The organism is Nonomuraea sp. LP-02 (assembly GCF_036289125.1).
Lineage (GTDB): Bacteria > Actinomycetota > Actinomycetes > Streptosporangiales > Streptosporangiaceae > Nonomuraea > Nonomuraea bangladeshensis.
Genome location: NZ_JAXCLK010000001.1, coordinates 3563939 through 3579112 on the forward strand (window position 1 = coordinate 3563939; position 15174 = coordinate 3579112).

Here is a 15174-nt window from a genome sequence, read left to right on the forward strand (position 1 = left end):
GATCTAGATTGTGATTGCACAACGTGATCATCGCTTCACACTCCGACACCTGGCGGAAGGGTCCACGGAATGGGTGCTGTCGAACAGGCGACCACGGGCGGCCATCTGGAGAGATACGAGGAGGCGCTGGCCAGGGACCCGATGGCCGCGTTCGGCCTGGTCCGGGAGTGGATGCGCACCGACTGGCGGAGCCTGTTCGCCGAGCTGCGCGAGCGGTGTCCCGTCTTCGTCACCCCCGCCTTCACGGTGGTGACCCGCTTCGCCGACGTCGTCGAGGTGCTCTCCCACGAGGAGGTCTTCTCGGTACGCGCCTTCGGCCCGCGCCTCGACGCCGCGCTGGGCGCGCCGTTCATGCTGGCCAGGGACGCCACGCCGATGAACTGGCGGGAGAAGGGCCTGATGCAGCTCATGCTCGACCCGCGGGACGCGGCCGGCGTGCGCGAGCTGGCCGGCCGCCTCGCCGACGAGCTGCTCGACGCCGCCTGGCCGGACGGGCGCATCGAAGCCGTGGGCGGGCTGTTCCGCCCCGTCGCCCTCGGCGTGTCCGCGCGCTACTTCGGCGTTCCCGGCCCCGATCCGCAGACCCTGGGCCGGTGGACGCGGGCCATCGTCACCGACGGCTTCGCCAACTTCCTCGGCGATCCCGACCTCCAGGCCGCGTCCGTCGCGGCGGGCGCCGAGCTGGTCGCCCATCTGCGGGACCGCCTCGCCGAGCTGCGGGCCACGCTGCGGGCCGGACGAGACCTTCCCGACGACGTCTTCGCCCGCCTCGTCCGCTCCTCCCTGCCGCCCGGGGCCGGCGTGACCGACGACCGCATCGTGACCAACATGGCCGGGCTGCCGCTGGGCTTCGTGGAGAGCGCGCCGGGTGCCATGGCCGAGGCGGTCGAGCAGCTCCTGCTGCGCCCGATGGTGCTCGCGGAGGCCACGGCCGCCGCCGAGGACCCCGAGCGGTTCGATCCGTACGTCTGGGAGGCGCTGCGGTTCAGCCCGTTCTTCAAGCTGCTCCCCCGGCTGTGCGAGCGCGACCACGTCCTGGCCGCCGGCACCCCGCGCAGCACGGTGATCCCCGCGGGCACGTTCGTGCTCGCGGCACCGGCCTCCGCCATGTTCGACGCGGACGTGGTGCCGGAGCCCGACGAGTTCCGCCTCGACCGCCCGCGCCACCATCAGCTGTTCTTCGGCTCCGGGCATCACGCCTGTCTCGGCGTGCACGTGGCCGGGCCGGTGATCGCCGAGACCGTACGCCGCCTGCTGCTGCGTCCCGGCGTCCGTCCGCTGCCGCCACCCGCGGGCCGGGTCGAGCGGACGCTCGGGATCTTCCCCGACGCCTTCGAGCTCGGGCTCGGCGCCGAGGGGCGGGAAGGCTGACGATGGCGCGGAGCCGAGCACGCAGCATCGCCACGGACGGCCTCGTCAACCGGCTCAGGTTCCTGGCCCTGACCAACGGCCGGCCGTTGTGGGACCTCCTGCAGACCAGCCGGCCGCTCCGGAGCCGGATCAACGCCTCGCTGATCGACCACGCGGTCCGCGAGATGCCGCCGCGCCCCGAGCCGCTGAGCACCATGGCCGGCTACACCTCGTGGGCCTCCCTGACCGATCGCACCTACAGCGGCAGGCACCTGCCCCCGGTCCCCGCCCGCGAGGGGAACCGGCCCACTCCCGAGATCGCCGGCGGCCTGTTCGCCCGCGGCGAGTCCATGATCCCGTGCCCGCGCTCCACGGTGCTCTTCGCGTACTTCGCCCAATGGTTCACCGACGGTTTCCTGCGCGGCGACACCAACATCCCGCGCGACCCGCGCAAGAACAGCTCCAACCATCACATCGACCTCAACCAGGTGTACGGGCTCAACGAGGCGGCGACGGCCGCGCTGCGCACGTTCGACGGCGGGCTGCTCAAGAGTCAGCTGATCAACGGCGGCGAGTTCCCGCCCTACCTGTGCGAGAACGGCGCGATCAAGCCGGAGTTCGCCCCGCTGAGCGTCATCCGCTTCGACCGGCTCTCCGGCGCGCAGCGCGACACGCTGTTCGCCACCGGCAGCGACCGGGGCAACGGCCAGATCGGCTTCACCATGCTCACGGTGCTGTTCCTGCGCGAGCACAACCGGGTGGCGCGGCTGCTCGCCCGCGAACATCCGCGCTGGGATGACGAGCGGCTGTTCCAGACGGCCCGCAACATCCTCATCGTGCTGCTGATCAAACTGGTCGTCGAGGAGTACATCAACCACATCACCCCCTACCACTTCCGGTTCACCCTGGACCCGGGGCTGCCGGCGCGGCTGGACCACGCGCCCTGGCACCGGCAGAACTGGGCCTCGGTGGAGTTCAATCTCGTCTACCGCTGGCACAGCCTGATCCCGTCCCACCTGGCGGTGGGCGGGCGCGAGCTGCCGATGGCCGAGACCTTCTTCGGCAGCGCGCTGATCCCCGGCCCCGGCCTCGGGCGGCTGTTCGAGGACGCCTCCTGCCAGCGGGCCGGCCGCATCGGCCTGTTCAACACCGACCCCGTCCTGGGCGAGATCGACGTGTCCAGCATCGCCGACTCCCGGGCGCTCGACCTGGCCCCGTACAACAGCTACCGCGAGCACTGCCGCTTCCCCAGAGTGCGTGCCTTCGAGCAGATCTCCGGCGACCGGCGGGTCAGCGGCGCGCTGCGCGAGCTCTACCGCGGCGTGGACGACGTCGACCTGTACGTCGGGCTGTTCGCCGAGGAACCCGGGTCCCCCGCCGCGATCCTGCCTCCGCTGCTGACCAAGATCATCGCTATCGACGCCTTCTCCCAGGCGCTCACCAACCCGCTGCTGGCTCCCCGGATCTTCAACGCCGCCACGTTCTCCCCGGCGGGCATGCGGGTCATCGCCGCCACGCGCACACTGTCGGACGTGCTGCACCGCAACACGCCGGAGGACCCGGCCCCCCGCCTGGTCAGCATGTCCCGGCGCACCCGGCCATGACCGGCCAGGACGCCAGGCAGTTGCGCGCCGCGGCCCGCGAGCTGGTCGACGTCGCGCTCACGATCCAGGACGCGGCGGCCCACGCCACGGCCGCGCTCACCGACGGCGCGCTGCTGCGCGCCCTGCCGCACGCGCCCTCGGCGGCCCGGCCCGCCTACCGCGCGCTGCTGCGGGCCACGACGAACGGCCAGGGCCTCGGGTGCGCGTTCACCGGCGGCGGCCCGCTGTCCACCGCGGCCGCCAAGGCCGGCGCGATGCTGGGGGCCGAGAGCCTGGCCGTACGCGTGCTGGCCACGTCGCTGCGCCTGCGCGTGGCGGCCGTGGCGCTCGCCCACCCCGAGCTGACCGGGGACCCCATGCTCGCCAGGCTCATCGACGCGGCCGCCGCCGACCGGGACCTGGAAGCCGTCCGGGCCCTGCGCGCCCTGCTCAAGGACCGTGGCGTGGTGCGCGCGCTCAGCCAGCTCGCCCCGGTCTTCGGCGAGGTCCTCGCGCTGCGCGCGCTGCTGGACGAGAACCCGCTCAACGACGCCGCCGCCTGGCTCATCGCGACCGGCAGGGGCTTCGCCACCGCCGATCCGATCACCGGGATGAGCAACAGAGCCATCGCCGTCCTCGACACCGGCGAAGGCGCCGCGCGCCGGATCGAGCTGACCGCGGCCGAGTCGGCCCGGCTGTGCACGCGGGGGTCGCTGCTCGGCTTCCTGGACAACATCAGCGCGCTCGGCACCACCGGTCGGGCCCTCATCCAGAGCGTCGAAGGACCCGACGGGGTGATCCGCCATGTCCTCCAGGCGCCCGGCATGCGCATGGGACATCCCGACGGCGAGTCGCCCCAGGACCTGCTCGGCGCGTTCAGCAGCGCCGTCCTGGCCAGCAGCCCCTACAGCCGCGCCCTCGCCCTGGCCGTCGCCGACTACGGGCTGCCTCCGGGCGCCGAGCTGGCGCTCGTCGGGCACAGCGCGGGCGGAGCGGCGATCATGAACCTGGCGCAGGACCCCGGCTTCTGCGCCCGCCACATGGTCACCCACGCCGTCGCCGTCGGCTCGCCCGTCGACTTCAAACGCCCCGCCGACCCGCGCACCTGGGTGGCCAGCGTCACCAACCAGCACGACATCATCCCCACCCTCGACGGGCAGGGCGCCGGCACCTGCTTCGACCTGCACCCCGACTGGTACGTCGTCGACTACGGCGATTCCACCCACTTGTTCCCGCTCTGCCACAGCATCGACCACTACCGCGCCAACCTCGCCGACGACCTGCCCGAGGCTCGCGACCACATCGACGAGCGGCTCGCGCCGTTCCGGGGGCGGGTCGTGCGGTCCCAGGCGTACCTGCTGTTCGACCGCCCGCCCGACCCGGAGGGGTTCCCCTTCCTGACCGTGCCCACCCGCGCCGTCGACGGTCCCGAGGGAAGCGTCGAGCTGCCGATCAGGTGCCCTGACGGCGACGCGCTCACGGCGTACTTCGCCGCGCACCCGGCGGTGGCGGCCGGCCTGCTGGAGGGCACCGGGCTCGGTCCCGCCGTACGGGTGGCGGGCCGCGCGCTGGTCGCCGTGCACGCCGCCACGAACCGGCACACCACGGCGGGCGGTTACGCGGAGCTGCAGGTCGGCGTCGTCGTGCCCGGCCCGTTCCGCCGGCGCTCCCGTTCTCCTGGCTGCGTCGACCTGCTGCGGGCGGCGGACCTGCGCCGCTCCGGCAGCTACCTCGTCGGCTCCGCCGTCGACACCCCGATCGTCCGCGCGCTCGGCCCGCGGCTGTGGGGCGGCGAGACGTACCTGACGCCCCTGAACCTCCGGCTCGGCGCCCGGACCGCCCACCTCACCGCCGACCTGATCCTCACCCTGCGTGGACGGCTCGGGCCCGGACTGCCCCTGAACGATCCCGGCCTGGTCGGCTACGCCCGCGAGGCCGGCGCCGTGCTGCGGTCCTGCGTACGGACCCGCGGGCGGGCCCGGCTGCACGCGGCGCCGTCGCTGCGGCTGACCGTCGAGCCGCGCTCGGCCCACCCGCTGGCCGACCGGCTCCGCGAGCTGGGGCTCGACGGCGCCCGCCCGCTGCTGTGCCTGTCCGCCACCACCCGCCAGACGCTCCGGGACGCCGCCGTCCCCGTGCCGCCGGGCTGACGGAGGAGCCATGTCCGCCGAGATCGCCGCCCACGCCGAAGTCCTGCGTGCGGACGCCCGCGCCCTCGCCGCCTGCGCCGACCGCCTACGCGCGATCGAGGCCGGGCTGAAGGCCGGCGGCGGGGCGCCGGACTGGCTGCACGCGTCGGTGACCGCCCACCTCGCGGCCTGCGCGGCGGCCGCCGCCGACCTGGAGACCGCCGCGGAGCGCCTGAGCCGCTACGCGGACGCGGCGAGCCCCTGATACGCCTTGTCAGCTCGGGGTGACGAACTCGGGCTGGTCCAGCACGCGCAGCCAGCTTCCGTCGGGCTGGCGTCGTACGACCTGGGCCCGGGCTCCGGCGCCGTCCCTGGGCGGGGTCGACGTGAGCGCGAGATCCCCGCTGACCAGTGTCGGCAGCGGTGCCTCCGGCTCGAAGCGGGGGCGTCCGGCCAGCACCTTCTCCCACAGCGCCTGGATCGCCGCGCGGCCCACGGTCTGGCTGCCCGGCGGATAGGCGAGCACCGCGTCCTCCTCGTACAGGGCCGCGACCCCGGCCGCGTCCCCGGCGTTGGACCGCTCGACGAACAGGCGGGTGATGTCCTCGGGCCGCATGGCCTTCTCGTAGGCGTTCTCATCCTTGCTCATGCTTCATGTCTCCTTGTCCGGCTCCGCCCTCCAGACTGTCGAGTCGCTCACCAGAAGTCCAACAGATAGATATTGTGGAAGCTAGAATCTCTGGTTATGGAGTTGCGGCAACTGGAGTACTTCGTCGCGGTCGCCGAGGAGCGCAGCTTCACCCGCGCCGCCGAGCGGGTGCACATCAGTCAGTCCGGCGTCAGCGCGCAGATCCGCCAGCTCGAACGCGAGCTCGGCGCGGAGCTGTTCGACCGGTCGGCCCGCGCGGCCACGCTCACCGCCGCCGGCAAGGCCGCGCTCGAACACGCCCGCGCCGCCCTCGCCGCCGCCGCCGCGGTGGACCAGGCGGTGGGCGAGGTGACCGCGCTCATCCGCGGCCACCTCACGGTCGGGATGGTGATCGGCTGTACGGTCACGCCGTTGTTCGACGCCCTGGCCGCCTTCCACGCGGCGCATCCCGGCGTACAGATCACGCTGCTCGAGGACAGCTCCGACCGGCTGGTGGAGCGGGTCCGCGCGGGCACACTCGACCTGGCGCTCGTCGGCACCACGACCACCACCCCCGACGGGCTGCAGGCGACGGCGATCACCAGTGAACGGCTCGTCGCGGCGGTCCCACCCGGACATCCCCTCGCGGCGCGGGACCGCGTCACCCTCCGCGACCTGGACGGGAACCCGATCGTGTGCATGCCGCCGGGCACCGGGTTGCGCACGGTGTTCGACGAGGCATGCGCCGCCCGGGGGGTGCGACCGGCGATCGCGCTGCAGGCCAGTGCCCCCGACGCCATCGCCGATCTGGCCGCACGGGGGCTCGGGGTGGCGATCCTCGGCCAGTCCATGGCCCAGCATTACCGGGACCGGCTCACCGCCCTGATCATCGACGATGCCGAGGCCCCGGCCCTGCTCGCACTGGTCAGCAGAAACACCGGCAGCCCTGCGGTACGCGAGGCGCTGCGCTGCTGCCACCGAGCCTTCTCCGCCCGGCCTCGGGACCGGGAGGCCCGGTAGTAGAAGAAGGCGGCGTCCGGGAAGCCTGCGCCTTCGGCTATTCGGTGTTGCTAGGTACTGGTAGTCAGTGTTACTTTGTACCGGTAGTAAGCAATACCGAGTAGCCGGAAGGAGGTGTTCCATGGGCAAGCTCGTGACGGAGATGCTCAAGGGAACGCTGGAGGGCATCGTCCTGGCGATCCTGGGCCGCCGGCCCGCCTACGGCTACGAGATCACGGCCTGGCTGCGCGACCGGGGCTTCTCCGACATCGCCGAGGGCACCGTCTACGCCCTGCTGGTCCGCATCGAGCAGCGCGGCCTGGTCGACGTGCGGAAGGTCCCGTCGGAGAAGGGGCCGCCGCGCAAGGTCTACTCCCTCAACGCCCAGGGGCGGGAGTACCTGGAGGAGTTCTGGCAGACCTGGAGCTTCCTCGCCGAACGACTCGAACAACTCCGCAAGGAAGGCCCGCAGACATGACCGCGGAATCCGGCGAGCCCAAGAGCCGCTACCTGCACTACCTGGAGATCCTCACCGGGCCCCTGGACGAGAAGAAGCGCTGGCGGCAGTACAAGGCGCGGGTCAAGCAGCTGCCCGACAACTACCGCCTCGCGGTCGAGGCCCTGGAGCGCTACCTGATGCACTTCGGGCCGGCCGACGGGGCCGAGGCGATGACGATGTACGAGGACCTGGCCGACCTGTTCGAGCAGGGCGCGGCCGACGGCACCCCGATCCGCGACCTCTTCGGGGACGACCCCATCGAGTTCGCCGAGGCGTTCATGGCCAACTACCCCCTCGGCCAGTACAGGAGACGCGAGCGCGAGCGCTTCACCAGCGCCATCGACCGCGCCGCAGAACAGGACAGGACACAGTGATGACCACCCAGCAACCCCCCGCCATCCAGGTGCACGGCCTGGAGAAGTCCTACAAGGACCTGCACGTGCTGCGCGGCGTCGACTTCGACGTGGCGCGGGGCAGCATCTTCGCCCTGCTCGGCTCCAACGGGGCGGGCAAGACCACCGCCGTGAAGATCCTGTCCACGCTGCTCAAGCCGGACGCCGGCACCGCCCGCGTCAACGGCTTCGACGTGGCCACACAGGCCACGGACGTACGCGAGTCCATCAGCCTCACCGGGCAGTTCGCCGCCGTGGACGAGATCCTCAGCGGCCGGGAGAACCTCGTGCTGGTCGCCCGCCTGCGGCATCTCAAGGACCCGGGCGGAATCGCCGACGAGCTGCTCGCCCGCTTCTCGCTCACCGACGCGGGAGGCCGGAAGGTGGCCACCTACTCGGGCGGCATGCGCCGCCGCCTCGACATCGCGATGAGCCTGATCGGCGACCCGCCGGTGATCTTCCTGGACGAGCCGACGACCGGCCTCGACCCGCAGGCCCGCATCGAGGTGTGGCAGGCCGTCAAGGAGCTCGCCGCCCAGGGCACCACCGTCCTGCTCACCACCCAGTACCTGGACGAGGCCGAGCAGCTCGCCGACCGGATCGCGATCCTGCACGAGGGCCGCATCATCGTCAACGGCACCCTCGCCGAGCTCAAGCAGCTCCTCCCGCCCGCCAAGGTCGAGTACGTCGAGAAGCAGCCGACCCTGGAGGACGTCTTCCTCACCCTCGTCGGCACCAAAGCCTAAGGAACACGATCATGAGCAAGCACTTCTTCGGCGACACCACCGTCCTGCTGGGGCGGTCCCTGCGCCACATCACGCGCAGCCCCGACACCATCATCACCACCGCGATCATGCCGATCGCCATGATGCTCATGTTCGTCTACGTGTTCGGCGGCGCGATCAACACCGGATCCGGCTCGTCGTACGTGAACTACATGCTGCCCGGCATCCTGCTCATCACGGTCGCCTCCGGCATCGCCTACACCGCGTACCGGCTGTTCATGGACATGAAGGGCGGCATCTTCGAACGCTTCCAGTCCATGCCGACCGCCCGCTCGTCGGTGCTCTGGGCACACGTGCTGACCTCGCTGATCGCCAACCTCGTCTCGCTCGTCGTCGTGACGCTGGTGGCCCTGCTCATGGGCTTCCGCTCCAGCGCGGGCGTGCTCGCGTGGCTGTCGGTCGGCGGCATCCTGATCCTGTTCACCCTGGCCCTGACCTGGATCGCGGTCATCCCCGGTCTGTCGGCCAAGACCATGGAGGGCGCGAGCGCGTTCTCCTACCCGCTCATCTTCCTGCCCTTCCTCAGCTCGGCCTTCGTGCCCACCGGCACCATGCCCGGCCCGCTGCGCGTCTTCGCCGAGAACCAGCCGGTGACCTCGATCGTCAACGCCATCCGGGCCCTGTTTGCCGGGCAGCCGGTGGGCGACGACATCTGGGTCGCGCTGGCCTGGTGCGTCGGCATCCTCGCCGTCGCGTACGGCTTCGCCATGAGGACCTACCGCCGCAGGGTCGCCTGAGACATCCATCGACGCAGAACCCGCATGCCCTCAGACGCGATATATCTCGATCAAGGAGAGATCATGGCCGACTTCCCCCACACCATCGCCGCGATGCCCACCACCCGCCGGCCCGGCTGCCCCTTCGACCCGCCGGAGGAGCTGATCGAGGCCCGCGCGCAGAGCCCGATCAGCCGCCTCCCCTTCCCCGACGGACACCAGGGCTGGCTGGTCACCGGCTACGACCTGACCCGCGCGATCCTGGCCGACCCCCGGTTCAGCTCCCGCAGGGAGCTCATGAAACACCACCCGATCATCGACTTCGGCGACATCGAGGTCCCCCCGGCCCCACCCGGCGAGTTCCTGCTCATGGACGAACCGCAGCACGGCCGCTACCGCAAGCCCCTGGTCGGCAAGTTCACCGTCCGCCGGATGCGGCTGCTCACCGAACGCGTCGAGCAGATCACCGCCGAACACCTGGACGCCATGGAGCAGGCCGGCCCGACCGCCGACCTGGTGACCGCCTTCGCCAAGCCCATCCCCGCCATCGTCATCTGCGAACTGCTCGGCGTACCGGATGAGGACCGGGCCTTCTTCCAGGAGAACGTCGACAAGTTCCTCGGCGGCGAGGCCGGCGACGAAGAGGTGATGGCCGCCTATCTCGCCACCCAGCGCTACCTCGCCGAACTCGTGACCGCCAAGCGCGCCGACCCCACCGACGACGTGCTCAGCGACCTCCTCGACAGCGACCTGACCGACGAGGAGCTGCAGGGCATGGCCCTGATCCTGCTGTCGGCCGGGTTCGACACCACCGCCAACATGCTGGCCCTGGGCACGTTCGCCCTGCTCCAGAACCCCGGCCAGCTCGCCGCCCTCCGCGACGACCCCACCCTCATCGACCAGGCCGTCGAAGAACTCCTGCGCTACCTGTCCGTCGCCAAGCAGTTCTTCCGGGTCGCCGTGGAAGACGTCGAGCTGGCCGGCCAGACCATCGAGGCGGGCACGATGGTCGTCCTGTCCCTCAACACCGCCAACCGCGACCCCGAACGCTTCCCCGACCCCCACACCCTCGACCTGCGCCGGCGGGACGGCGGCCACCTGGCCTTCAGCCACGGCATCCACCAGTGCCTGGGCCAGCAGCTGGCCCGCGTCGAGATGCGCGTCGCCTTCCCCGCGCTGCTCGACCGCTTCCCCACGCTGCGTCTGGCCGTACCGGCCGAGGAGGTGGCGCTGCGCCCGGAGGTGGCGGACATCTACGGGGTCAAGAGCCTCCCGGTCACCTGGGACGCGGCCAGGGTACCCCCTGGGGTATAGTGGGCGCATGGAGCTGAACGAGAGCATGGTGGGCGACGCGCTGACCCGTCTCAAGCGAGCCCACGGCCAGTTGGCCGGGGTCATCGCGATGATCGAGGCGGGCGAGGACTGCACGAAGGTCCTCACCCAGCTCGCGGCCGTCTCCAAGGCGCTCGACCGGGCCGGATTCAAGATCGTCGCCACCGGCCTGAGACACTGCCAGGACAGCGAGCGGCGCGGCGACGAGCCGCCCATGAGCGTCGCGGAGCTGGAGAAGCTCTTCCTGGCGCTCGCCTGACGCCCTGCGGCCACGGGGAATGCCGTGGCCGCATTCTTTTGACCTTCACATACCCCAGGGGGTATCAGACCATGGAAGTCATGTCGTTCCGCACGCCCGGCCTGGGCGACCAGACCTACCTGCTGATCCACGACGGCCGCGGACTGCTCGTCGATCCGCAGCGCGACATCGGCCGCTTTCTCGACGCCGCCGCCGAGCGGGACGTCGAGCTGCGGTTCGTGCTGGAGACCCACCTGCACAACGACTACGTCTCCGGCGCGGGGCAGGCCGCCCTGCGCACCGGAGCCGAGCTGGTGCTGCCCGCCGCCGCGGCCCCCGCCTACCGGCACACGCCCGCCTTCCACCTGGAGGACTTCGACGGCGGCGACGGCCTGACCGTGCGGCCCGTGCACACGCCCGGCCACACCCCGGAGCACACCAGCTACCTGGTGCTCATCGACGGCGCGCCGGTCGCGTTGTTCTCCGGCGGCAGCCTGCTGGTCGCCTCGGCCGGACGGCCCGACCTGCTCGGGCCCGAACGCGCCCGTTCCCTGGCCCGCCTGCAGCACCTCTCGCTGCGCCGGCTGGCCGCGCTGCCGCCCGGCACCGCCCTCTACCCCACCCACGGCGAAGGCTCCTTCTGCACGGCGACCGGCGCGGGCCGCCTGACCTCCACCATCGGCACGGAGCTGACGGACAACCCGCTGCTGGCCATCGACGATCCCGAGGAGTTCGCCGACACCCTGCTGGCCGCTCCGATGCCCATCCCGGCCTTCTACCGGCACATGGGCCCGGCGAACATGCTCGGCGTCCCGCCCATGCCGCCCACCGGCGTGCCCGAACTCAGCGAGCCCACCGGTCAGGTCGTGGACCTCCGCCCGCGCCACGTCCAGGCCGAGGGCATGCTGCCCGGCTCGTACGGCATCGAGATGGACGACGACTTCGGCAGCTGGACCGGCTGGCTGCTCCCCCGCGGCGAGCCGATCACGCTGGTCGCCGAGCCCGGCCAGGAGATCGCCGAGGCCGTCACCCAGCTCGCCCAGATCGGCGTCGACACCGTCCGTGGCGTCGTACGGGATCTCGGCGAGAACGCCACGCAGACCTACCGGCTCGTGGACCTCGATGCCTTCGTGCGGCTCCTGCGCCGGCCGGACGCCCAGTTCCTGGACGTGCGGATGCCCGGCGAGTGGGAGCAGGCACGGCTGCCGGGCGCGGTCGAGCGCTTCCTGCCCGACCTGTTCACCCGGGACGTCCCCGACGCGCTCGACCGGGAGCGGCCGGTGCTCGTCGCCTGCGCCTCCGGCCGCCGCGCCGCCATCGCGGCCGCGTACCTCGCCCGCGAGGGCTACCGGCCGATCGCGCTCACCGGAGCGGGCGTCGCCGACGTCCTTGAGAAGATCAATTAGGAGAGAGCACCTATGTCCCGTATCGACACCGCCGCCGCTCGCGCGCTGATCGCGGCCGACCCGGACGTCCTCGTCGTGGACGTGCGCACCCCGGCCGAGTACGGCACGGCGCACATCGACGGCGCCGTCAACCTGCCGCTCGACCAGGTCGACGCGCATCTGCGGCGGATCGTCGCCGGCGCGGGCGGACGCATGCTGCTCGTCTGCCAGTCCGGCGGCCGCGCCGAACGCGCCCGCGCGGCGCTGAGCGACGCCGGGCTGCCCGACGCCGTGGTCCTGGACGGCGGCATGAACGCCTGGATCGCCTCCGGCGCGCCCGTCAACAGAGGCCGGGCCCGCTGGCCCCTGGAGCGCCAGGTCCGGCTCGCCGCCGGGAGCATCGTGCTCACCTCGGTCGTGGCGAGTTTCTGGGTCCCGGCCATGGTGCTGGTGGCCGGGTTCGTCGGGGCGGGCCTGACGTTCGCGGCGCTCACCGACACCTGCGCCATGGGGCTGCTGCTGTCCAAACTGCCGTACAACCGGGCCGGCGGGGTGGACGTCGAAGCCACGTTGACCCGCCTCTCCCGGGCGAGCGGTTGAGCGGGGCTCCCCCATGACCTGTCGATACCCCCGGGGGTAATGATGATCGTCCTGACCCTGGCCGCCGCCGCGCTGATCGGCGTCACGCTCGGCCTGTTCGGCGGCGGCGGGTCGATCCTCGCCGTGCCCGTGCTGGTCTACCTCGCCGATGTGCCCGCCAGGCAGGCCATCGCCATGTCCCTGCTCATCGTGGCCGTCACCAGCGCGGTCAGCGCGATCGGGCACGCCCGCGCGGGGCGGATCCGGTGGCGTACCGGGCTCGTCTTCGGCGCGGCCGGCATGGCGGGCGCGTACGCGGGTGGGCTGATCGGCCCGCACCTGCCCGAGGCGCTGCTCATGGCCGCCTTCGCGGCCATGATGCTCGCCACGGCCATCGCCATGATCCGCGGCCGCCGCACCCCAGGCGTCGCGCCGGCCGACCACGAGCTGCCGGTCCTCCACGTGATCGCCGAGGGTGTCGCCGTCGGCGCGGTCACCGGGCTCGTCGGCGCGGGTGGCGGCTTCCTGGTGGTGCCCGCGCTGGTCCTGCTCGGCGGCCTGCCCATGGGCGTGGCGGTGGGCACCTCGCTGCTCGTCATCGCCATGAAGTCCCTGGCCGGACTGGCCGGATACCTGCACAGCGTGCCCATCGACTGGTCACTGGCGCTCCCGGTGACCGCGGCCGCCGTCGTCGGCGGGCTCGCCGGCGGCTCCCTCGCCGGCCGGATCGACGGTCACCGGGCGCGTACGGCGTTCGGCTGGTTCGTGCTGGCCATGGGCGTCTTCGTGCTCGTCCAGCAGGCGCGGGCCTAGCGGGGCCGCCACGAAAAGGCCCGATAAACAGGGACATTTGCTGGTATCTTCCTGCGGCGTCTTGGTGCACCCTGAGATCAGGAGCACTCACGGGGAAAGAGATGGTCGCCATGCTCCCGGTCCGCCCCCTCATCGCCACCGCGATGGTCGCCGCTTCCACGGGTCTGCTCGCCGTGCCCGCGCAGGCCGTCCAGCGGCCGGCAGCCACGCCCGTCCTGGTGGGCATCCGCGCCGCACATCACGACGGCCTGGATCGGCTGGTCTTCGAGTTCCGCGGCCGTGTGCCCGCTCAGCGTGACATCCGGTACGTGTCCGAGCTGATCGCCGACGGATCCGGGAAGCCCGTGACCGCCACGGGAAACGCGCTGCTGCAGATCCGCTTCGGTCAGGCCGCCGGTCACGACCGGCGCGGCGACGTGACGTACGGGCCGGTGCGCCGGACGTACGCGCTGCCCGGAGTCATCCAGGTGGTCAACACCGGCGACTTCGAGGCCACGCTCACCTTCGGGGCCGGGCTGGCCAGGCGCGTGCCCTTCCGCGTCCACACGCTGACCGGGCCGAGCCGCGTCGTCATCGACCTCGTGACCCCCTACCGTACGGTGCCGGTCCGCGCCTACTTCATGAACGCCGGCCGCTCCGCCACGGCGGTGTCACGTCCGGTCGCCGCGCCCGCCACCGCGTACGGCGCGCTGCAGCGGCTGTTCGCCGGCCCGACGCAGGCGGAGAAGGCGCAGGGGCTGCGTTTCGTCACTTCCAAGGCCACCGGCTTCAGCAAGCTCACCATCAGGAACGGCGTCGCCCGGGTTTATCTGACGGGCCGGGTCTCCGGCGGCGGAGCGGCGTTCACCGTGGCCGACCAGATCAGGCCGACGCTCAAGCAGTTCCCGTCCGTCAAGTGGGTGAAGATCTACGACGCGGCGGGCAGGACGCAGCAGCCGGACGGCCCGACGGACTCGGTCCCTCAGTCCCTGGAGCCGTGACCGCGCGGCCCCGGTGTCATGCCGGGCATGCCTGGCATTCCGGGCCCATGCGGGACGCAGGGCAGGCTCTGCTCCCCGAACCACTGAGTCAGGTACCGCCACATCGTCCGGACCTCCGCCCGCTGGCCGTCGCGCACCTTGCGGGCGAAACCGGCCACCTCGGCATGTCGCGCCTCGCCGTGCATGAGGAGCTGCTGCGACATCATGATCGCCATCATGTGGTGCGGGATCATGTGCCGCAGGAACGTCTGGTCGAGCTGATCCCCGGACAGCCCTGACAGATCGGGCACCGTGGTCGCGCGCGGGCTCGGCGCGGGGCTCCCCGGATACCACCGCTCCAGCCAGCCCTTCATCTCGCCGACCTCGGCGGTCTGCGTCGTGACGATGGACTGCCCGAGCTGCCGCATCTCGGGCCGCCCGGAACGCCGCAACTGCCGCGCCGCCGTGATGGCGTCCTCGTGGTGCGGCACCATCTGCGACAGGTAGTCGTACTCGCTGGTGATGGGATGCGTCTGCCCGGCTCCCGGGCAGGTCGGTTGGTCCGAAGGACCCTGGGCCGTCGCCGTGGCCCCGGGACCCACGGCGACGGCGGCCAGGACTGCTCCGGCGGCCATCGCGGTCTTCGTACAGCGTCGCTTCATGCGTCCCCCAAACGCCGATCCGACACCTACCTGGGCTCGCGTCCTTGGCTGGGTTTTGCCATATCGACCGTTATCGACTACCCGGTCCAGGCAAGCCCTCCCCTGATGGCCGTAGGTATCCGTAC

17 protein-coding genes are annotated in these 15174 nt (G+C 71.8%); 15 read left to right on the plus strand and 2 right to left on the minus strand.

Annotation, left to right across the window (positions count from 1 at the left end; translation table 11 throughout):
* Positions 1-69 precede the first annotated feature (69 nt).
* The 4 genes from SMD20_RS16585 to SMD20_RS16600 are packed head-to-tail and all read left to right on the plus strand — an operon-like array spanning position 70 to position 5327.
* The gene (locus tag SMD20_RS16585) at positions 70-1371 is read left to right on the plus strand and encodes a cytochrome P450 (protein WP_329581535.1); all 1302 of its coding nucleotides are present in this window, start codon (positions 70-72) and stop codon (positions 1369-1371) included.
* 2 nt (positions 1372-1373) lie between these two features.
* Positions 1374-2954 (plus strand): peroxidase family protein, encoded by a 1581-nt coding sequence (locus SMD20_RS16590; RefSeq protein ID WP_329581538.1) that lies wholly within the window; start codon positions 1374-1376, stop codon positions 2952-2954.
* The gene (locus tag SMD20_RS16595; protein ID WP_329581541.1) at positions 2951-5083 is read left to right on the plus strand and encodes a hypothetical protein; all 2133 of its coding nucleotides are present in this window, start codon (positions 2951-2953) and stop codon (positions 5081-5083) included. The genes SMD20_RS16590 and SMD20_RS16595 overlap by 4 nt, the downstream gene beginning before the upstream one ends.
* Positions 5084-5093: 10 nt before the next feature.
* Positions 5094-5327 (plus strand): hypothetical protein, encoded by a 234-nt coding sequence (locus tag SMD20_RS16600; protein ID WP_329581543.1) that lies wholly within the window; start codon positions 5094-5096, stop codon positions 5325-5327.
* A gap of 9 nt (positions 5328-5336) precedes the next feature.
* Here SMD20_RS16600 and SMD20_RS16605 read toward each other — a convergent pair whose 3' ends face one another.
* On the minus strand, positions 5337-5711 hold the full coding sequence (locus tag SMD20_RS16605) for a YybH family protein (protein ID WP_329581548.1): 375 nt from the start codon (positions 5709-5711) through the stop codon (positions 5337-5339).
* A gap of 96 nt (positions 5712-5807) precedes the next feature.
* Between SMD20_RS16605 and SMD20_RS16610 the strand changes: the two genes are divergently transcribed.
* From SMD20_RS16610 to SMD20_RS16660, 11 genes are all read left to right on the plus strand, one after another.
* Complete coding sequence (locus SMD20_RS16610; RefSeq protein ID WP_329581549.1) at positions 5808-6710, plus strand: LysR family transcriptional regulator; 903 nt, start codon at positions 5808-5810, stop codon at positions 6708-6710.
* Between the two features lie 121 nt (positions 6711-6831).
* Complete coding sequence (locus tag SMD20_RS16615) at positions 6832-7167, plus strand: PadR family transcriptional regulator (protein WP_329581552.1); 336 nt, start codon at positions 6832-6834, stop codon at positions 7165-7167.
* A complete protein-coding gene (locus SMD20_RS16620; RefSeq protein WP_329581555.1) occupies positions 7164-7562 on the plus strand; it encodes a DUF1048 domain-containing protein in 399 nt (132 codons plus the stop codon). Before SMD20_RS16615 ends, SMD20_RS16620 begins: the two co-directional genes overlap by 4 nt.
* On the plus strand, positions 7562-8326 hold the full coding sequence (locus SMD20_RS16625) for an ABC transporter ATP-binding protein (RefSeq protein WP_329581558.1): 765 nt from the start codon (positions 7562-7564) through the stop codon (positions 8324-8326). The genes SMD20_RS16620 and SMD20_RS16625 overlap by 1 nt, the downstream gene beginning before the upstream one ends.
* Positions 8327-8337: 11 nt before the next feature.
* Positions 8338-9102 (plus strand): ABC transporter permease, encoded by a 765-nt coding sequence (locus tag SMD20_RS16630; RefSeq protein ID WP_329581561.1) that lies wholly within the window; start codon positions 8338-8340, stop codon positions 9100-9102.
* Between the two features lie 63 nt (positions 9103-9165).
* Positions 9166-10395: a cytochrome P450 gene (locus SMD20_RS16635; protein WP_329581564.1), complete on the plus strand. Its 1230-nt coding sequence runs from the start codon at positions 9166-9168 to the stop codon at positions 10393-10395.
* A 7-nt stretch (positions 10396-10402) separates the two neighbouring features.
* Positions 10403-10672, plus strand: a complete 270-nt coding sequence (locus SMD20_RS16640; protein WP_091076783.1) for a metal-sensitive transcriptional regulator — start codon at positions 10403-10405, stop codon at positions 10670-10672.
* A gap of 80 nt (positions 10673-10752) precedes the next feature.
* A complete protein-coding gene (locus SMD20_RS16645; RefSeq protein WP_329581569.1) occupies positions 10753-12057 on the plus strand; it encodes an MBL fold metallo-hydrolase in 1305 nt (434 codons plus the stop codon).
* A 12-nt stretch (positions 12058-12069) separates the two neighbouring features.
* The gene (locus SMD20_RS16650) at positions 12070-12636 is read left to right on the plus strand and encodes a rhodanese-like domain-containing protein (protein ID WP_329581572.1); all 567 of its coding nucleotides are present in this window, start codon (positions 12070-12072) and stop codon (positions 12634-12636) included.
* A 42-nt stretch (positions 12637-12678) separates the two neighbouring features.
* Positions 12679-13428, plus strand: coding sequence for a sulfite exporter TauE/SafE family protein (locus tag SMD20_RS16655; protein WP_329592577.1), 750 nt, complete (start codon positions 12679-12681; stop codon positions 13426-13428).
* Positions 13429-13529: 101 nt separating this feature from the next.
* Positions 13530-14408, plus strand: a complete 879-nt coding sequence (locus SMD20_RS16660) for an AMIN-like domain-containing (lipo)protein (RefSeq protein ID WP_329581574.1) — start codon at positions 13530-13532, stop codon at positions 14406-14408.
* Here SMD20_RS16660 and SMD20_RS16665 read toward each other — a convergent pair.
* Positions 14390-15049: a DUF305 domain-containing protein gene (locus SMD20_RS16665; RefSeq protein ID WP_329581577.1), complete on the minus strand. Its 660-nt coding sequence runs from the start codon at positions 15047-15049 to the stop codon at positions 14390-14392. The genes SMD20_RS16660 and SMD20_RS16665 overlap by 19 nt on opposite strands.
* Positions 15050-15174 lie beyond the last annotated feature (125 nt).

Bases quoted from the DNA above. Each gene is read 5' to 3' on its own strand.
- SMD20_RS16610 (WP_329581549.1), top strand. From the start codon at position 5,808: ATGGAGTTGCGGCAACTGGAGTACTTCGTCGCGGTCGCCGAGGAGCGC.
- SMD20_RS16635 (WP_329581564.1), top strand. From the start codon at position 9,166: ATGGCCGACTTCCCCCACACCATCGCCGCGATGCCCACCACCCGCCGG.
- SMD20_RS16665 (WP_329581577.1), bottom strand. From the start codon at position 15,049: ATGAAGCGACGCTGTACGAAGACCGCGATGGCCGCCGGAGCAGTCCTG.
- SMD20_RS16620 (WP_329581555.1), top strand. From the start codon at position 7,164: ATGACCGCGGAATCCGGCGAGCCCAAGAGCCGCTACCTGCACTACCTG.
- SMD20_RS16590 (WP_329581538.1), top strand. From the start codon at position 1,374: ATGGCGCGGAGCCGAGCACGCAGCATCGCCACGGACGGCCTCGTCAAC.
- SMD20_RS16655 (WP_329592577.1), top strand. From the start codon at position 12,679: ATGATCGTCCTGACCCTGGCCGCCGCCGCGCTGATCGGCGTCACGCTC.
- SMD20_RS16640 (WP_091076783.1), top strand. From the start codon at position 10,403: ATGGAGCTGAACGAGAGCATGGTGGGCGACGCGCTGACCCGTCTCAAG.
- SMD20_RS16625 (WP_329581558.1), top strand. From the start codon at position 7,562: ATGACCACCCAGCAACCCCCCGCCATCCAGGTGCACGGCCTGGAGAAG.
- SMD20_RS16650 (WP_329581572.1), top strand. From the start codon at position 12,070: ATGTCCCGTATCGACACCGCCGCCGCTCGCGCGCTGATCGCGGCCGAC.
- SMD20_RS16585 (WP_329581535.1), top strand. From the start codon at position 70: ATGGGTGCTGTCGAACAGGCGACCACGGGCGGCCATCTGGAGAGATAC.
- SMD20_RS16605 (WP_329581548.1), bottom strand. From the start codon at position 5,711: ATGAGCAAGGATGAGAACGCCTACGAGAAGGCCATGCGGCCCGAGGAC.
- SMD20_RS16615 (WP_329581552.1), top strand. From the start codon at position 6,832: ATGGGCAAGCTCGTGACGGAGATGCTCAAGGGAACGCTGGAGGGCATC.
- SMD20_RS16600 (WP_329581543.1), top strand. From the start codon at position 5,094: ATGTCCGCCGAGATCGCCGCCCACGCCGAAGTCCTGCGTGCGGACGCC.
- SMD20_RS16595 (WP_329581541.1), top strand. From the start codon at position 2,951: ATGACCGGCCAGGACGCCAGGCAGTTGCGCGCCGCGGCCCGCGAGCTG.
- SMD20_RS16660 (WP_329581574.1), top strand. From the start codon at position 13,530: ATGGTCGCCATGCTCCCGGTCCGCCCCCTCATCGCCACCGCGATGGTC.
- SMD20_RS16645 (WP_329581569.1), top strand. From the start codon at position 10,753: ATGTCGTTCCGCACGCCCGGCCTGGGCGACCAGACCTACCTGCTGATC.
- SMD20_RS16630 (WP_329581561.1), top strand. From the start codon at position 8,338: ATGAGCAAGCACTTCTTCGGCGACACCACCGTCCTGCTGGGGCGGTCC.